Raw genomic sequence first — 13150 nt, forward strand, 5'->3', positions numbered from 1 at the left:
TAGCCACTATGAAATTAATTGGACCTTTTAAACAACTTATAACTTTAAGAAATTTGCCACTTCGTGGAAAACTTTCAGATAATCAATTAGAAATAATTGAAAATGGCGGTATTTTAATTGAAAATGATTTAGTTAAAAAAGTGGGTGATTTTGATGTCATTGCGAGCGAAGCGAAGGCGTCTGTTGAAATAATAAAGATAGACGGAGAACAAATAGCGCTTCCCTCTTTTGTAGATTCACACACACATATTTTATTTGGTGGAAATCGCTCAAACGATTTTGCGATGAGAAATGCAGGAAAAAGTTATCTTCAAATTGCTGAACAAGGGGGTGGAATTTGGAGTTCCGTTCTACACACAAGAGAAGAATCGAAAGAAGAACTTTTAGAAAAACTATTAAAAAGGATTGGTTTCCTTTTAAATCTTGGTATTTCAACTATTGAAATTAAAAGCGGTTATGGTTTAAATGTTGAAAATGAACTGAAAATGTTGCGCATTATTAAAGAAGCACAGACAAAAACGCCCGCTACTTTAATCCCAACTTGTCTTGCAGCGCATTTAAAACCGAAAGATTTTAACGGAACAAATGAAGATTATTTGAATTATATTTTAAAGGAAATTTTACCAAAAGTAAAGGAAGGAAATTTAGCCAAAAGAGTTGATATTTTCATTGAAAAAACGGTATTTCAACCAGAAGAAAGTAGAAGTTTTCTATTAAAAGCCAAAGAAATGGGGTTTGAAATCACAGTTCATGCCGATCAATTTACTTCTGGAAGTGGACGTCTCGCTGCAGAAATCGGTGCAAAATCTGCCGATCACTTAGAAGCCACAATTGATGAAGATATTGATTTTATTGCAAAATCAGAAACGGTTGCAACCGCGCTTCCAGGCGCAAGTTTAGGTTTGGGTGAAAAATTTACTCCAGCGAGAAAATTATTAGATGCAGGTGCGATTCTCGCAATTGGAAGTGATTGGAATCCTGGTTCTGCGCCGATGGGAAATTTAATTACTCAAGCTTCAATTTTAGCAACTTTTGAAAAACTTACTACTGCGGAAGTTTTGGCTGGAATTACTTTCCGAGCCGCACACGCTTTAGGTTTGAATAAAATTGGGAAATTGGAAGATAATTATACGGCAAATTTCGTAACTTTCAAAACAGATAATTTTCAAAATATTCTTTATAATCAAGGGAGTTTGAAAATGGAAAATCTTTACATTAACGGAAATAAAATTTAGATAAAATGGCAAATTTAGAAGTGTGGGAAGTTTTTATACAAACAAAACCTGGCTTATCTCATAAACACGCAGGAATTATACAAGCTGCAAACGCAGAAATGGCGCTGCAAAATGCACGCGATGTTTATACCAGAAGAATGGAAGGAACCTCAATTTGGGTAGTTCCAAGTAAATATATTGTGACTTCTGAAGGCGTGGATAAAGAAGCATTTTTTGATCCTGCGGATGATAAATTGTATCGTCATCCAACGTTTTACGAGATCCCAAATGATGTGAAAAATATGTAATATTAGTTGATAGTTTTCGGTTGACAGTTGATAGTTTTTTATTTAAAAATCTTTTAATTGCCGACAACTAACAACTGTAAACCAACAACCAATTATGAATTCACTTACAAACTATACCTTGAAACTCGCCGATGACACTTTAATTATGGGTCAAAGATTGGCGGAATGGTGCGGAAAAGGACCGTATTTAGAAGAAGATATTGCGCTCACCAATATTGCGTTGGATTATCTCGGACAATCGAATAATTTTTATAAATATGCCGCTCAACTTCAAGGCGAAGGAAAAACTGAAGACGATTTGGCTTTTCTTCGTGTTGAAAAAGAATATTTGAACGCACAAATGGTAGAATTACCAAATGAAGATTATGCGCAAACCATATTAAAAGTCTATTTTTTCTGCGTTTATCAGAAATTACTTTATGAAAAAATGAGTGATAGCGCAGATGAAACACTCTTTGCTTTGGCTCAAAAATCATTGAAAGAAGTAAAATACCATTACATTCACAGCAAAACATGGATGAATGTTTTCGCAAACGGAACCGATGAAAGTAAATCTAAAATAGAAAATGCTTTAGAAAATATTTGGGAATATACCGGCGGACTATTTGATGAAACTGAAGATGAAGAAAGTTTATTTAAACTGGATTTAATTCCTTCATCAAAAGAACTTTATGAAGAATGGAAATTATTAATTAAAAAAGATTTTTCAGAATTTAATTTAAATTTCTCAGAAAGTAATTTTATGCAAAAAGGCTCAAGAAAAGGTATTCATACGGAATATTTTGGATTTATCCTTTGTGAACTTCAATATATGCAAAGAACTTATCCGGATTGTGCGTGGTAATTTTTTGAGTTATGATGTATGAGTTATGAATTATTAAAATAATTATTTCAAACTTTTTCACTCTTTAAAAAGAATTAATATTGACTTTTAAGAAAAAACTTTTGTGACTTTTGTGGTTAAAAAATATGGTAAAAAGTAAAATAGATTTAATAAAACTTCTTTCAGAGATTCCAGATCCGGAAATTCCAGTAATAAATATTGTCGAATTGGGAATTGTTCGTGGTGCAAAAATGCTTTCTGAAAATGAAGTTGAAGTTATTATTACTCCAACTTATTCCGCATGTCCCGCAATGTTTAATATTGAAGAAGATATTATAAAATTATTAAAGGAACATCAATTAAAACCAAAAGTGACGACGCAAATGTTTCCAATTTGGACAACAGATTGGATGACCGATAAAGCCAGAGAAAAATTGCGACAATACGGAATTACACCGCCAGAAAAAGGTGAAAATAAAAATCATCTTCATATTCCCAAAAAATGTCCGCGTTGCGGTTCAGAAAACACTAAAGAATTAAGTAGATTTGGTTCTACACTTTGCAAATCGACTTATCAATGCAACGATTGTTTAGAACCTTTTGATTATTTTAAATGTCATTAATACAACTAAAAAGTTAAAAGTAAAAACAATTAATCATTCAATTATTTATCAATTATAGAAATATGTACACACAAATAGATACACGTTCACTTTTAGATGGGAAACTTCAAATTGCTTATCTAAATCAACCTGAAACTTACAATAGTTTAAATAAAAAAAGTTTACAAGAACTTCGAGATTTTATTCGAGAATGCAATGAAAGTGAGGTTGTTCGTTGCATCGCAATTTCAGGAAAAGGAAAAGCATTCAGTTCTGGTCAAAATTTAAAAGAAGCACTCGCAATGGAAGATGAATTGGAAGATGACAGAATTATTCAGCGAATGGTGATTGATTATTACAATCCTTTAGTAAAAGAAATTACAAATGCGAAAAAACCCGTAATTTCTTTGGTAAATGGAGCTGCAGTTGGAGCCGGTGCAATGTTAGCTTTGATTTGTGATTTTTCTCTTGCAGCAGAAAGTGCGTATTTTTCTCAAGCTTTTGTGAATATTGGATTAATTCCGGACACAGGTGGAACTTACTTTTTACCAAAACTTTTAGGAAGACAACAAGCTAATTATTTAGCATTTACTGGCAAAAAATTATCTGCAACTGAAGCAAAAAATTTAGGATTAATTGCCGATGTTTTTCCAGATGAAACATTTGAAAACGAAGCCCTCGAAGTTTTAACGCAGATTTCAAATTTACCAACAACTGCGATTGCGTTAACTAAAAAAGCATTTAATAAATCTTACTCTAATTCTTTAAAAGAGCAACTGGATATTGAAGGAATTTACCAACAAGAAGCGGCGGAAACTGAAGATTTCAAAGAAGGTGTTTCTTCATTTCTAGATAAGAGAAAACCAAATTATAAAGGAAAATAAACTTTAATGTAACAATATATCAATCTAACAGTTTAACCAATTATTTAAATTGTCATTGTTACATTGTTAAGCTGTTCCATTTATACATTAACTAAAATATGAATATAGGAATCATTGGCTCCGGAACCATGGGAATTGGAATTGCACAAGTTGCAGCGACCAATAATTGCAGCGTTTTTTTGTACGACCAAAACAGTTCGCAAACTGAAAAATCTCTTGAGGGTTTACAAAAAGTTTTAGCCAGATTGGTGGAAAAAAATAGAATTGATTTTGAAGAAAGTGAAAACATCTACAACAAAATTAAATTTTGCACCGAACTTAAAGATTTAAAAGACTGCGATTTAGTCATTGAAGCTATTATTGAAAATAAAGAAATCAAGCAGAAAGTTTTTGCAGATTTAGAAAAAATTGTTTCATCAGATTGTATTTTGGCTTCCAACACTTCTTCTATTTCCATAACTTCAATTTCTGCAGACTTAAAAAATTCTGAACGATTTTTAGGAATTCATTTTTTTAATCCGGCTCCTTTGATGCCATTAGTAGAAATAATTCCCGGACTTTTAACCGCAGAAAAATTACCACAAAAAGTTTATGATCTAATGAAGTCTTGGGGAAAAGTTCCTGTGATTGCGCAAGATATTCCAGGATTTATTGTGAACAGAATTGCACGACCATTTTACGGAGAAGCTCTACGAATTGTAGAAGAAAAAATTGCAACTCCAGAACAAGTTGATGAAGCAATGAGAAGTTTGGGAAATTTCAAAATGGGACCATTTGAGTTGATGGATTTAATTGGAATTGACATTAATTTTGCCGTTACAAAAACCGTTTATAAAGATTATTTTTACGACTCAAAATACAAACCAAGTTTGCTTCAACAAAGAATGAGCGAAGCAAAATTATGGGGAAGAAAAACTGGAAAAGGATTTTATAATTATTCTGAAAATTATCAAAAACCAAGTGTTGAAAAAGACGTAAAATTATTCGGCAATATTTTTATGAGAATTATCTCAATGTTGATAAACGAAGCCGTAGAAGCAAAAAGATTAAAATTAGCAAGTGATGAAGATTTAGAATTAGCGATTCAAAAAGGCGTGAATTATCCGAAAGGTTTACTCGCTTGGGGAAAAGAAATCGGTTATCAAAAAATATCTGAATCACTTCAAAATCTGTATGGAACTTATCAAGAAGAACGATACAGACAAAGTCCACTTTTAAAGAATTTATAGATGAAAATATTTAGTAAATCAAATGCAATTTCAGCTTTAAAAAAGACAGTATTTTTTACATTCGTTTTTGCGGCAATCAGATTGATGTGGAATTATTTCGATGAAACTGAAATGGATTTCACGAAATTTAAATTCTATCTTTTTTATATTATTTTATTTATTTTAATGTTTTTAATTTACTTTTTTACATCTAATTTTTACGATAAAACTTGGGGAGATTTGTATAGAAATTTCAAAAATAAAAAGATAAAACCGTAAGTAATTTTAAAGAAAAATAGACCACAAAATGACGCCACTCCAAACCGCACAATACCTTTTCAATCAAGACGCATTTTCACAATGGTTGGGAATCGACTTTATTGAAATTAAAGAAAAATATTGTTATTTAAAAATGCCAATTAAATCAGAAATGATTAATGGTTTAAAAACTGTTCACGGTGGAATTACTTTTGCTTTTGCAGATTCTGCATTGGCATTTTCTTCAAATAATGACGGAAATACAGCAGTTGCGTTGAATTGTGTAATTAATTTTACAAGCGCAGTAAAATTAGGGGATACACTTTTTGCCGAAAGTAAATTGCTCACAGAAACTAGAAAAACTGGAATTTATGATATTTTGATTAAAAATCAGAATGAAGAATTAGTTGCTAGTTTTAGAGGTACGGTTTATAAAATTAATAAAAAAGTGGTCGATTTGTAAAGTTTTACTAAAAAAGCGCCGATTTAAAATTAAATCAGCGCTTTTAAATTGTATAATGTTTGTTATCTCGCAATATTCACAGCTCTCGTTTCGCGAATAACAGTAATTTTTACTTGTCCTGGATAAGTCATTTCATTCTGGATTTTTTCAGAAATATCGTAAGACAATTGTGCGGCAACATCATCTGTTACTTTTCCGCTTTCAACCATTACACGAAGTTCTCTTCCTGCTTGAATTGCATACGCGCTGGAAACGCCATCAAAACTCAAAGCCGCTGCTTCTAAATCTTTCAACCTTTGAATGTAAGATTCTAAAACTTGTCTTCTCGCACCTGGTCTTGCTCCAGAAATTGCATCTGCAACTTGAATAATTGGTGATAAAAGTGACGTCATTTCAATTTCGTCGTGATGCGCTCCAATTGCATTTATTACTTCCGCATTTTCGCCCAATCTTTCCGCCCATTGCATTCCTAAAAGTGCGTGTGGAAGTTCAGATTCCTGTTCTGGAACTTTTCCTATATCGTGAAGCAAACCTGCGCGTTTTGCTAATTTTACATTTAAACCTAATTCTGCTGCCATTGTTGCAGCAATATTTGCAACTTCTCTGGAGTGTTGCAATAAGTTTTGTCCGTAAGAAGAACGGAATTTCATTCTTCCCACCACTTTTACCAATTCCGGATGAAGTCCGTGAATTCCTAAATCAATAACAGTTCTTTTCCCTACTTCAATAATTTCTTCTTCAATTTGCTTTTGCGTTTTTTCAACCACTTCTTCAATTCGCGCAGGGTGAATTCTTCCATCAGTCACTAATCTGTGCAAAGATAATCTTGCAATTTCTCTTCTAACCGGATCAAAACAAGAAAGTAAAATTGCTTCCGGAGTGTCATCTACAATGATTTCAACGCCCGTTGCAGCTTCTAAAGCTCGGATATTTCTACCTTCTCTACCGATAATTCTTCCTTTAATTTCATCGGATTCAATATTAAAAACAGACACAGAATTTTCAATCGCTTGCTCAGTTCCAATTCTTTGAATGGTTTGAATTACGATTTTTTTAGCTTCAGCTTTTGCATTTAATTGCGCTTCTGCCATTATGTTTTGAACATGCGCTTGTGCTTTAGTTTTGGCTTCCGCTTTCATTGCTTCTACCAATTCATTTTTCGCTTCTTCTGCAGAAAAATGCGCCACTTTTTCTAAAATTTCCACTTTTTGAGCAGTAATTTTATCCAGTTCTAATTGTTTTCTATCAATAATTTCAGATTTTTTATCATATTCTGAAACTTTTCGTTCTAAATCTTTTTCTAATTTCCCAGTTTTGCTGAGTTCGTCATTTAGTTTTTGTTCTTTGTCTTTAATTCTGTTTTCAGAATCTTGCATTTTCTTTTCACGACTCTGGATATTTGCATCGTGTTCCGCTTTTAATTCTAAAAATTTTTCTTTGGCTTGAATATGTTTTTCTTTTTTAATTGCTTCTGCTTGCATTTTACTTTTTTCCAAAAGATTATCTGCATTTTTCTGTGCGTCTTGCAATAAAAAATTAGCTTTCGCATTCAGCGCGCTTTTATTATATAAAAACGCTGCAATTGCCCCAAAAATCAGGCAAATTACACCGACTATAATTGTTGTCATTTATTTTTTAATTTATGTTAATGTTTGTAATATATTTATTATAATATTTTTTAAATAAAAAAGCCTACAATAATTCTTTAGATGTAGAGTAAACTCCTAATCGACACGTTTTGAACTCATTTTCCCTGTCTGTAATCCGAAGTAAATCGGCGCGCCATTCCGGGAACATTCGCTCGTTAATTTAATAGTGTTGAGTTTACCTTAATGTGTTAGAACTATTGTAGGCAGATTTTTGCGGAAAAGAACAATCTACTTTTCCAATCCTTCTAAAAGCTGATTTATTTTTTGCACCCGCTCTGTTGAAGTTTTAATATTTTCTTCTTTAGATAATCTTGCTACTTCTGCGTTGGTGCCCATTTTTAAAGCACACATTGCAATTGCATCTTGCTTATCTCTTACATCGAAGTTGGCTTCGAATTCTTTAATCATACTTTCAATCTGTTTTCCAACGCGCCGAAGTGTTTCTTCTTCTGCGGAGGGAACATTAAGCGGATAGGTTCTTCCTGCAATATTGATTGTAATTCTTCTTACATCCATTATAAACCGCTGTTTTGTAATTGCGCAATGCAGGTATCTACTTCTTTTACCAAACGATTAATGTGATTTTTCATCAACCGATTATGATCCGAATTCCCTGAAAGTGCTGAATAAAGTTTTATATTTTTCTGTTCTTCTGCTAATTCCTGATTTTTCTTGCGCTCTTCTTCGTATTTCTTTTTCATTTGCTCATACTCCAAACTAAGTTCTGTAAATTGTTCATGCAAATTTTTATAATTCTTATGAAGATTTAGAACTTTTTTTTCTAAAACCGAAAAATTATTTTCTAAGTCTTGGAGCATTTCAGGTTTTAATTCTAACTTTTAACAAAAATAGAAAATTTAAAATTCATAAACACTAAAATTGAATTCTTTTTGAATTTTAATTACAAAAAAGAGATTTTAAAATTAAAATCTCTTAAATAAATTATTGTAAAAATTTTCTACTCAAACTTCAAAACAAATAGAAACGCTCTAGTTTGCATTGTAGAAATTGCTGCAGCCCAATAAGGCGGCGTTCCGGGATTATCTGAAACCAATTCATTATTGGTAAAAAATGTACCACGAAAAGCGGGAGTTAATTTAAATCTGGAGAAATAAAATTGAATTCCAATTTCTGCAGTCCACCCAAAATTAGTAGAAGTACTTCTAAAAATTCCTTGTTGATTGTCATCTGTACTCGAACTATTGGATTGTAAATTCACAGAATAATTAATTCCAGCTGCTGCGTAAGGACGAGAATTGTACCATCGATCTCCGTGAAATTCTAACAATAAGGGAATATCTAAATAAGTAGATTTCACTTTTCTGTATTTATCTGCGTCCGTTAAAGCTAAAGGTGTAAATGGTGGATTTGTAGTTGTTCCAGCTGAATATTTATCATTTGATTGTGTATCAAATGTTAAATCTCTATCTACAAATTGCAAACCTGGTTCTAATCGCAAATCAAAATTGTCATTCAAACGCATTCTTCCAATTAAACCGGCTCCAAAACTGTAATTTGTTTTACTTTGAACCAAGTTTCTTTGTCCGTCAATTCCATATTTTGGATCTAAAACTATTTTATAATCATATTGATTTGCGTTTAAGAAAAAGCCATAACTCAGTTTTTGGTCATCTACTCCTTCCAAATTATCCATCCGATCTTTGGTACGAAACAATTGCGCTTCAAAAAAATTTGTAGCAGTAAACGCCGAGACAATTAATAATTTTAGAAATAATTTATTCATTATTTTGTGGCTTTGTAAATTGTGGCAACACCCAAAGTTAATTTTTTATATTCTACTTTCTTAAAACCTGTTTCAAGTAAAATATTTTTCATTTTTTCACCGAAAGGAAAAGCGTTTACAGAATCCGGCAAATAAGTATAAGCTCTTGTATCTTTTGAAACTAAGCGACCAATCTGTGGTAAAATATTTTTAAAATAAAACATATAAAATGGCGCTAAAAAACCTTCTACTTTAGAAAATTCTAAAATAAAAACACTTTTATTTTCTTTTACCACTCTTCTAAGTTCTTCCAATCCTTTATTTAAATTTTCAAAATTGCGCACTCCAAAAGCAACGCAAACTGCATCAAATTTATTATCCTCAAAAGAAAGATTTTCTGCATCTCCTTTTATCATTTCAATTTCGGAAGCTAAATTAATATTTTTAATTTTGGTAATTCCAACGTTGAGCATTTGTTGAGAAAGATCGAGCCCAATCACTTTTGCGCCTGTTTCTTTCTGAACTGTAATTGCTAAATCACCCGTTCCTGTTGCGACATCTAAAACTAGTTTTGGATGATCTTCATTCATCCATTTTACTAATTTGTTTCGCCAAAAAATATCAATTTTTAAAGATAAAACTCGGTTTAGTAAATCGTATTTTGGCGCAATGTTATCAAACATATCTTCTACTTCACGCTTTTTACCGGCATCTGTATTATAAGGAGTAACTGGTTTCAAATTTATTTTTTGTTTTTTTAATTTTATCGCAAAAGCGCAAATTTTTTATTATTATTTTTATTTAAGGCGCAATGACTTATTTTTCCGTTGAATTTTCGTTTTAACTACTTTTTATTTTGTAAAAGTTTATATTTAAAATCTTCAAAATTAAAATTTATAGATTGATTTATAATAATTAATAAAATCTTGTTTTCTGAAAATTTTTGTGCGAGATTCTACGTCTGCAATGTTTTTTATAATTTCATCAAAATCTTCATCTACATTATAATAAAAATCGTCAGTATAGATTTTATTAAAATGTTTTGCGCCTCCTAAATATTTTTTACCGTCGATATCTAGAACACTTTGTGATTTCAATAAAGAGTCTTTGTTTAAATTATAACCGTAATATTGTTGATAAATATAGTAATCTTGATGCGCAATATTTAATAATCCTCTGATTTTTTTCACCACAAAAGTAGAATCAAAAATGGGTTTTTTAGTAGCATCAAAAACAGCAATTTTATTATTACCTTTTTCTAAATTTACTTTTAGACGTTGTCCCGCTGCAATCACTTTTTCTGAATCATTATTAATTTTAAAATAGTAAGTATTTTGCGTAGGATTATCTACTAAATAATAATTTTGTTTGGCTAAAAAAAAGAAATAAATACCAAAAGCGAAAATTACCGCTAAAACCGAAATCACAAATCCTCTTGTAGCCGCATTGTTTTTCATAAGAATTTATTTATTGTTTAAAATTTTATGCAATCCTCGAAATATAAATGCATGTTTGCAAATTTTTCAATAGCGATTTCATATCTTCTAAAATAAAGATTTTGCAAATTTAATAATAATTTGTTTAGTTTTGATTTTAATATAAATTCATAACTTTGCTCCTCAAACATTTAGTTTAAAAAATGCCGAATACCATTATTATAGGTTCAGGAAGTCACATTCCTGAAAGAATTATTACAAAAGACCATTTTCTAAATTCAGAATTTTACTCAGACGACGGAGAACTTTTAACCAAAACAAATGCAGAAGTCATTGAGAAATTCGTAGAAATTACAGAAATTGAAAACCGACGGTATATAAAAGATGGAGAACATAATTCTGATTTAGGACACAGAGCGGCAGAAGAAGCTATAAAAGATGCAAAGATTAATCGAGAAGATTTAGATTATATTATTTACGCAAGTAATTTTGGTGAAGTTGATAAAAATGGAATGACCAATTTTATGCCGTCACTTTCTGCACGAGTAAAAAATAAATTGGGAATAAAAAACAGAAATTGTGTTAATTATGATATGATTTTTGGTTGCCCAGGATGGGTTGAAGCGATGATTTTAGCCGATACTTTGGTAAAATCTGGGAAAGCAAAACTGATTTTGGTTGTTGGAGCAGAAACTTTGAGCCGAGTTACCGATCCTTTTGACAGAAATAAAATGATATTTGCCGACGGAGCTGGAGCAGTTGTAGTAAAAGCAACAGACGAAAAAAATGTAGGAATAATTGCAGATAAAACAATTTGTGATAATGATTCTGAATTAATGTTTTTAGAAAATGCACCTTCTTTGAATAAAGCTTCAGATCAAAAAAAATTATACATCAGAATGCACGGCCGTAAAATTTACGAATATGCGCTGAAAAATGTTCCAGATGCAATAAAGGAAACGATTGATTCTGCAAATTTAGGAATTGAAGATATTGATAAAATTCTAATCCATCAAGCCAATGCAAAAATGGATTATGCGATGATTTCAAGATTATTCAAATTATATGGTAGAAAAGATTATGATCACGCCGTTTCACCAATGACAATTCAAGATTTTGGAAATTCTTCGGTTGCAACCGTTCCTACAATGTTTGATTTGATTAGCAAAGGAAAAATGAAAGACCAATCTTTTAAACCCGGTGGAAATATCGTTTTTGCTTCCGTTGGTGCAGGAATGAATATTAATGCAATTGTGTATAGATTTCCTTTAAATAAATAATGCAAAAAAGAATTTTAATTATTACAGGACTTCTTTTCCTGTTAGAGTTTTACGTTTATCAAGCATTCAAAACCCTTACAAATAATACTTGGCTTAGAATTTCTTACTGGGTAATAACCGTTTTAGTTTACGGACTTTTTCTTTATGAAGTTTTTAATTTTAAACGTTCAGACCAGGATCAACAAAAAATTCAAATTATTGCGTCTGTTTTCGTCATTTTTATTTTGCCGAAAATTCTAATAATTCTCATGTTATTTATTGAAGATATTATTCGATTATTTAATTTAGGAATCAGCTATGTAAGCTCCTCTCCTACACATTATCCTGAAAGAAGAAAATTTATTTCACTTCTCGGTTTAGGTTCTGCCGCTTTACTTTCTTATGCTTTTATTGATGGAATTATTTTTGGAAAATACCGTCATAATGTACGAAAAGTAAAAATTAAAATTGCCAATTTACCTGCAAGTTTTAAAGGTTACAAAGTCTTGCAAATTTCAGACGTTCACAGTGGAAGTTTTTTCCATCCAGAAAAATTACAACATGCGGTAGATTTAATTAATGAGCAAAACGCAGATTTAGTTTTATTTACGGGCGACATGGTAAATAATTTTGCTGAAGAATTTGAACCATTTGTTTCTTTGTTTAAAACCATAAAATCTAAGGATGGAAAACTTTCAATTCTTGGTAATCATGATTATGGAGATTATGCAGATTGGTTATCTCCAGAAGAAAAAGCGAAAAATATTCCGAAATTAATTGAATTTCAAAAGCAAGCAGGTTTTGAAATGCTTCGAAATGAAAATCGAATAATTGAAAAAAACGGAGAAAAATTATATATTATAGGTGTAGAAAATTGGGGCATAAAACCATTTCCACAATACGGCGATTTAGATAAAGCTTCGCAAGGAATTCCGCCAGAAGCGGCAAAAATATTAATGAGTCATGATCCAACGCATTTTGATTATGTTGTGAAAAAACATCCCTCAAATGTGCAATTGACACTTTCTGGACATACGCACGGAATGCAATTTGGAATAGATTTAAAAAATTATCGATGGTCTCCCGTAAAATATAAATACCCGAAATGGGCAGATTTATATGAAAGTGAAGACAAATATCTTTACGTAAACAGAGGTTTTGGTGTCATCGGTTATCCGGGAAGAGTTGGAATTGATCCGGAAATTACTTTATTTGAGTTGAATTAAATTTAACCACAGAGTCAAAAAGTTTTATTTTTTTAACGTCTAAATTATTGCGCTTTAAAGTCTAAAAAAATAAAACACTCTTAGTAAAATTTGGCAT

16 protein-coding genes are annotated in these 13150 nt (G+C 31.3%); 10 read left to right on the plus strand and 6 right to left on the minus strand.

Translation table 11 applies throughout. From position 1 onward, the window contains the following. Positions 1–8 precede the first annotated feature (8 nt). The 8 genes from hutI (at position 9) to ACN0WB_RS04515 (ending at position 5760) form a co-directional block, all read left to right on the plus strand. Positions 9–1235, plus strand: coding sequence for an imidazolonepropionase (hutI, locus tag ACN0WB_RS04480; protein WP_417429263.1), 1227 nt, complete (start codon positions 9–11; stop codon positions 1233–1235). A 5-nt stretch (positions 1236–1240) separates the two neighbouring features. Then, the gene (gene paaB / locus ACN0WB_RS04485; RefSeq protein WP_417429265.1) at positions 1241–1522 is read left to right on the plus strand and encodes a 1,2-phenylacetyl-CoA epoxidase subunit PaaB; all 282 of its coding nucleotides are present in this window, start codon (positions 1241–1243) and stop codon (positions 1520–1522) included. Positions 1523–1616: 94 nt separating this feature from the next. Continuing rightward, complete coding sequence (gene paaC / locus ACN0WB_RS04490; RefSeq protein WP_417429267.1) at positions 1617–2366, plus strand: 1,2-phenylacetyl-CoA epoxidase subunit PaaC; 750 nt, start codon at positions 1617–1619, stop codon at positions 2364–2366. 125 nt (positions 2367–2491) lie between these two features. Beyond that, positions 2492–2968 carry a 1,2-phenylacetyl-CoA epoxidase subunit PaaD gene (paaD, locus tag ACN0WB_RS04495; protein WP_417429269.1) on the plus strand — a complete coding sequence of 159 codons (477 nt, stop codon included), beginning with the start codon at positions 2492–2494 and terminating at the stop codon, positions 2966–2968. A gap of 62 nt (positions 2969–3030) precedes the next feature. Further along, positions 3031–3831, plus strand: coding sequence for an enoyl-CoA hydratase/isomerase family protein (locus ACN0WB_RS04500; protein ID WP_417429271.1), 801 nt, complete (start codon positions 3031–3033; stop codon positions 3829–3831). 98 nt (positions 3832–3929) lie between these two features. Beyond that, complete coding sequence (locus ACN0WB_RS04505) at positions 3930–5060, plus strand: 3-hydroxyacyl-CoA dehydrogenase NAD-binding domain-containing protein (protein WP_417429273.1); 1131 nt, start codon at positions 3930–3932, stop codon at positions 5058–5060. Next, on the plus strand, positions 5061–5318 hold the full coding sequence (locus ACN0WB_RS04510) for a hypothetical protein (RefSeq protein ID WP_417429275.1): 258 nt from the start codon (positions 5061–5063) through the stop codon (positions 5316–5318). 28 nt (positions 5319–5346) lie between these two features. Beyond that, the gene (locus ACN0WB_RS04515) at positions 5347–5760 is read left to right on the plus strand and encodes a PaaI family thioesterase (protein ID WP_417429277.1); all 414 of its coding nucleotides are present in this window, start codon (positions 5347–5349) and stop codon (positions 5758–5760) included. Positions 5761–5822: 62 nt separating this feature from the next. Here the strand turns inward: ACN0WB_RS04515 and rny are convergent, their stop codons facing one another. From rny to ACN0WB_RS04545, 6 genes are all read right to left on the minus strand, one after another. Continuing rightward, positions 5823–7388 carry a ribonuclease Y gene (gene rny, locus ACN0WB_RS04520; RefSeq protein WP_417429279.1) on the minus strand — a complete coding sequence of 522 codons (1566 nt, stop codon included), beginning with the start codon at positions 7386–7388 and terminating at the stop codon, positions 5823–5825. 249 nt (positions 7389–7637) lie between these two features. Then, entirely contained in the window at positions 7638–7925 is a 288-nt protein-coding gene (locus tag ACN0WB_RS04525) for a cell division protein ZapA (RefSeq protein ID WP_417429281.1), read from the minus strand. After that, the gene (locus tag ACN0WB_RS04530) at positions 7925–8227 is read right to left on the minus strand and encodes a hypothetical protein (RefSeq protein WP_417429283.1); all 303 of its coding nucleotides are present in this window, start codon (positions 8225–8227) and stop codon (positions 7925–7927) included. Before ACN0WB_RS04530 ends, ACN0WB_RS04525 begins: the two co-directional genes overlap by 1 nt. 140 nt (positions 8228–8367) lie before the next feature. Then, on the minus strand, positions 8368–9153 hold the full coding sequence (locus ACN0WB_RS04535) for a porin family protein (RefSeq protein WP_417429285.1): 786 nt from the start codon (positions 9151–9153) through the stop codon (positions 8368–8370). After that, on the minus strand, positions 9153–9878 hold the full coding sequence (gene ubiE, locus ACN0WB_RS04540) for a bifunctional demethylmenaquinone methyltransferase/2-methoxy-6-polyprenyl-1,4-benzoquinol methylase UbiE (RefSeq protein WP_417429741.1): 726 nt from the start codon (positions 9876–9878) through the stop codon (positions 9153–9155). Before ubiE ends, ACN0WB_RS04535 begins: the two co-directional genes overlap by 1 nt. Positions 9879–10019: 141 nt before the next feature. Then, on the minus strand, positions 10020–10589 hold the full coding sequence (locus ACN0WB_RS04545) for a hypothetical protein (protein ID WP_417429287.1): 570 nt from the start codon (positions 10587–10589) through the stop codon (positions 10020–10022). 182 nt (positions 10590–10771) lie between these two features. Between ACN0WB_RS04545 and ACN0WB_RS04550 the strand changes: the two genes are divergently transcribed. After that, positions 10772–11848: a 3-oxoacyl-ACP synthase III family protein gene (locus ACN0WB_RS04550; RefSeq protein ID WP_417429289.1), complete on the plus strand. Its 1077-nt coding sequence runs from the start codon at positions 10772–10774 to the stop codon at positions 11846–11848. Beyond that, positions 11848–13053, plus strand: coding sequence for a metallophosphoesterase (locus ACN0WB_RS04555; protein ID WP_417429291.1), 1206 nt, complete (start codon positions 11848–11850; stop codon positions 13051–13053). Before ACN0WB_RS04550 ends, ACN0WB_RS04555 begins: the two co-directional genes overlap by 1 nt. Positions 13054–13150: the final 97 nt, after the last annotated feature.

Origin of the sequence: Halpernia sp., assembly GCF_048269545.1 — a bacterium.
Classification (GTDB): domain Bacteria; phylum Bacteroidota; class Bacteroidia; order Flavobacteriales; family Weeksellaceae; genus Halpernia.

Excerpts from the sequence above, each read along its gene's own strand:
- hutI (WP_417429263.1), top strand. The coding sequence starts at position 9 with ATGAAATTAATTGGACCTTTTAAACAACTTATAACTTTAAGAAATTTG.
- paaB (WP_417429265.1), top strand. The coding sequence starts at position 1,241 with ATGGCAAATTTAGAAGTGTGGGAAGTTTTTATACAAACAAAACCTGGC.
- paaC (WP_417429267.1), top strand. The coding sequence starts at position 1,617 with ATGAATTCACTTACAAACTATACCTTGAAACTCGCCGATGACACTTTA.
- paaD (WP_417429269.1), top strand. The coding sequence starts at position 2,492 with ATGGTAAAAAGTAAAATAGATTTAATAAAACTTCTTTCAGAGATTCCA.
- ACN0WB_RS04500 (WP_417429271.1), top strand. The coding sequence starts at position 3,031 with ATGTACACACAAATAGATACACGTTCACTTTTAGATGGGAAACTTCAA.
- ACN0WB_RS04505 (WP_417429273.1), top strand. The coding sequence starts at position 3,930 with ATGAATATAGGAATCATTGGCTCCGGAACCATGGGAATTGGAATTGCA.
- ACN0WB_RS04510 (WP_417429275.1), top strand. The coding sequence starts at position 5,061 with ATGAAAATATTTAGTAAATCAAATGCAATTTCAGCTTTAAAAAAGACA.
- ACN0WB_RS04515 (WP_417429277.1), top strand. The coding sequence starts at position 5,347 with ATGACGCCACTCCAAACCGCACAATACCTTTTCAATCAAGACGCATTT.
- rny (WP_417429279.1), bottom strand. The coding sequence starts at position 7,388 with ATGACAACAATTATAGTCGGTGTAATTTGCCTGATTTTTGGGGCAATT.
- ACN0WB_RS04525 (WP_417429281.1), bottom strand. The coding sequence starts at position 7,925 with ATGGATGTAAGAAGAATTACAATCAATATTGCAGGAAGAACCTATCCG.
- ACN0WB_RS04530 (WP_417429283.1), bottom strand. The coding sequence starts at position 8,227 with ATGCTCCAAGACTTAGAAAATAATTTTTCGGTTTTAGAAAAAAAAGTT.
- ACN0WB_RS04535 (WP_417429285.1), bottom strand. The coding sequence starts at position 9,153 with ATGAATAAATTATTTCTAAAATTATTAATTGTCTCGGCGTTTACTGCT.
- ACN0WB_RS04545 (WP_417429287.1), bottom strand. The coding sequence starts at position 10,589 with ATGAAAAACAATGCGGCTACAAGAGGATTTGTGATTTCGGTTTTAGCG.
- ACN0WB_RS04550 (WP_417429289.1), top strand. The coding sequence starts at position 10,772 with ATGCCGAATACCATTATTATAGGTTCAGGAAGTCACATTCCTGAAAGA.
- ACN0WB_RS04555 (WP_417429291.1), top strand. The coding sequence starts at position 11,848 with ATGCAAAAAAGAATTTTAATTATTACAGGACTTCTTTTCCTGTTAGAG.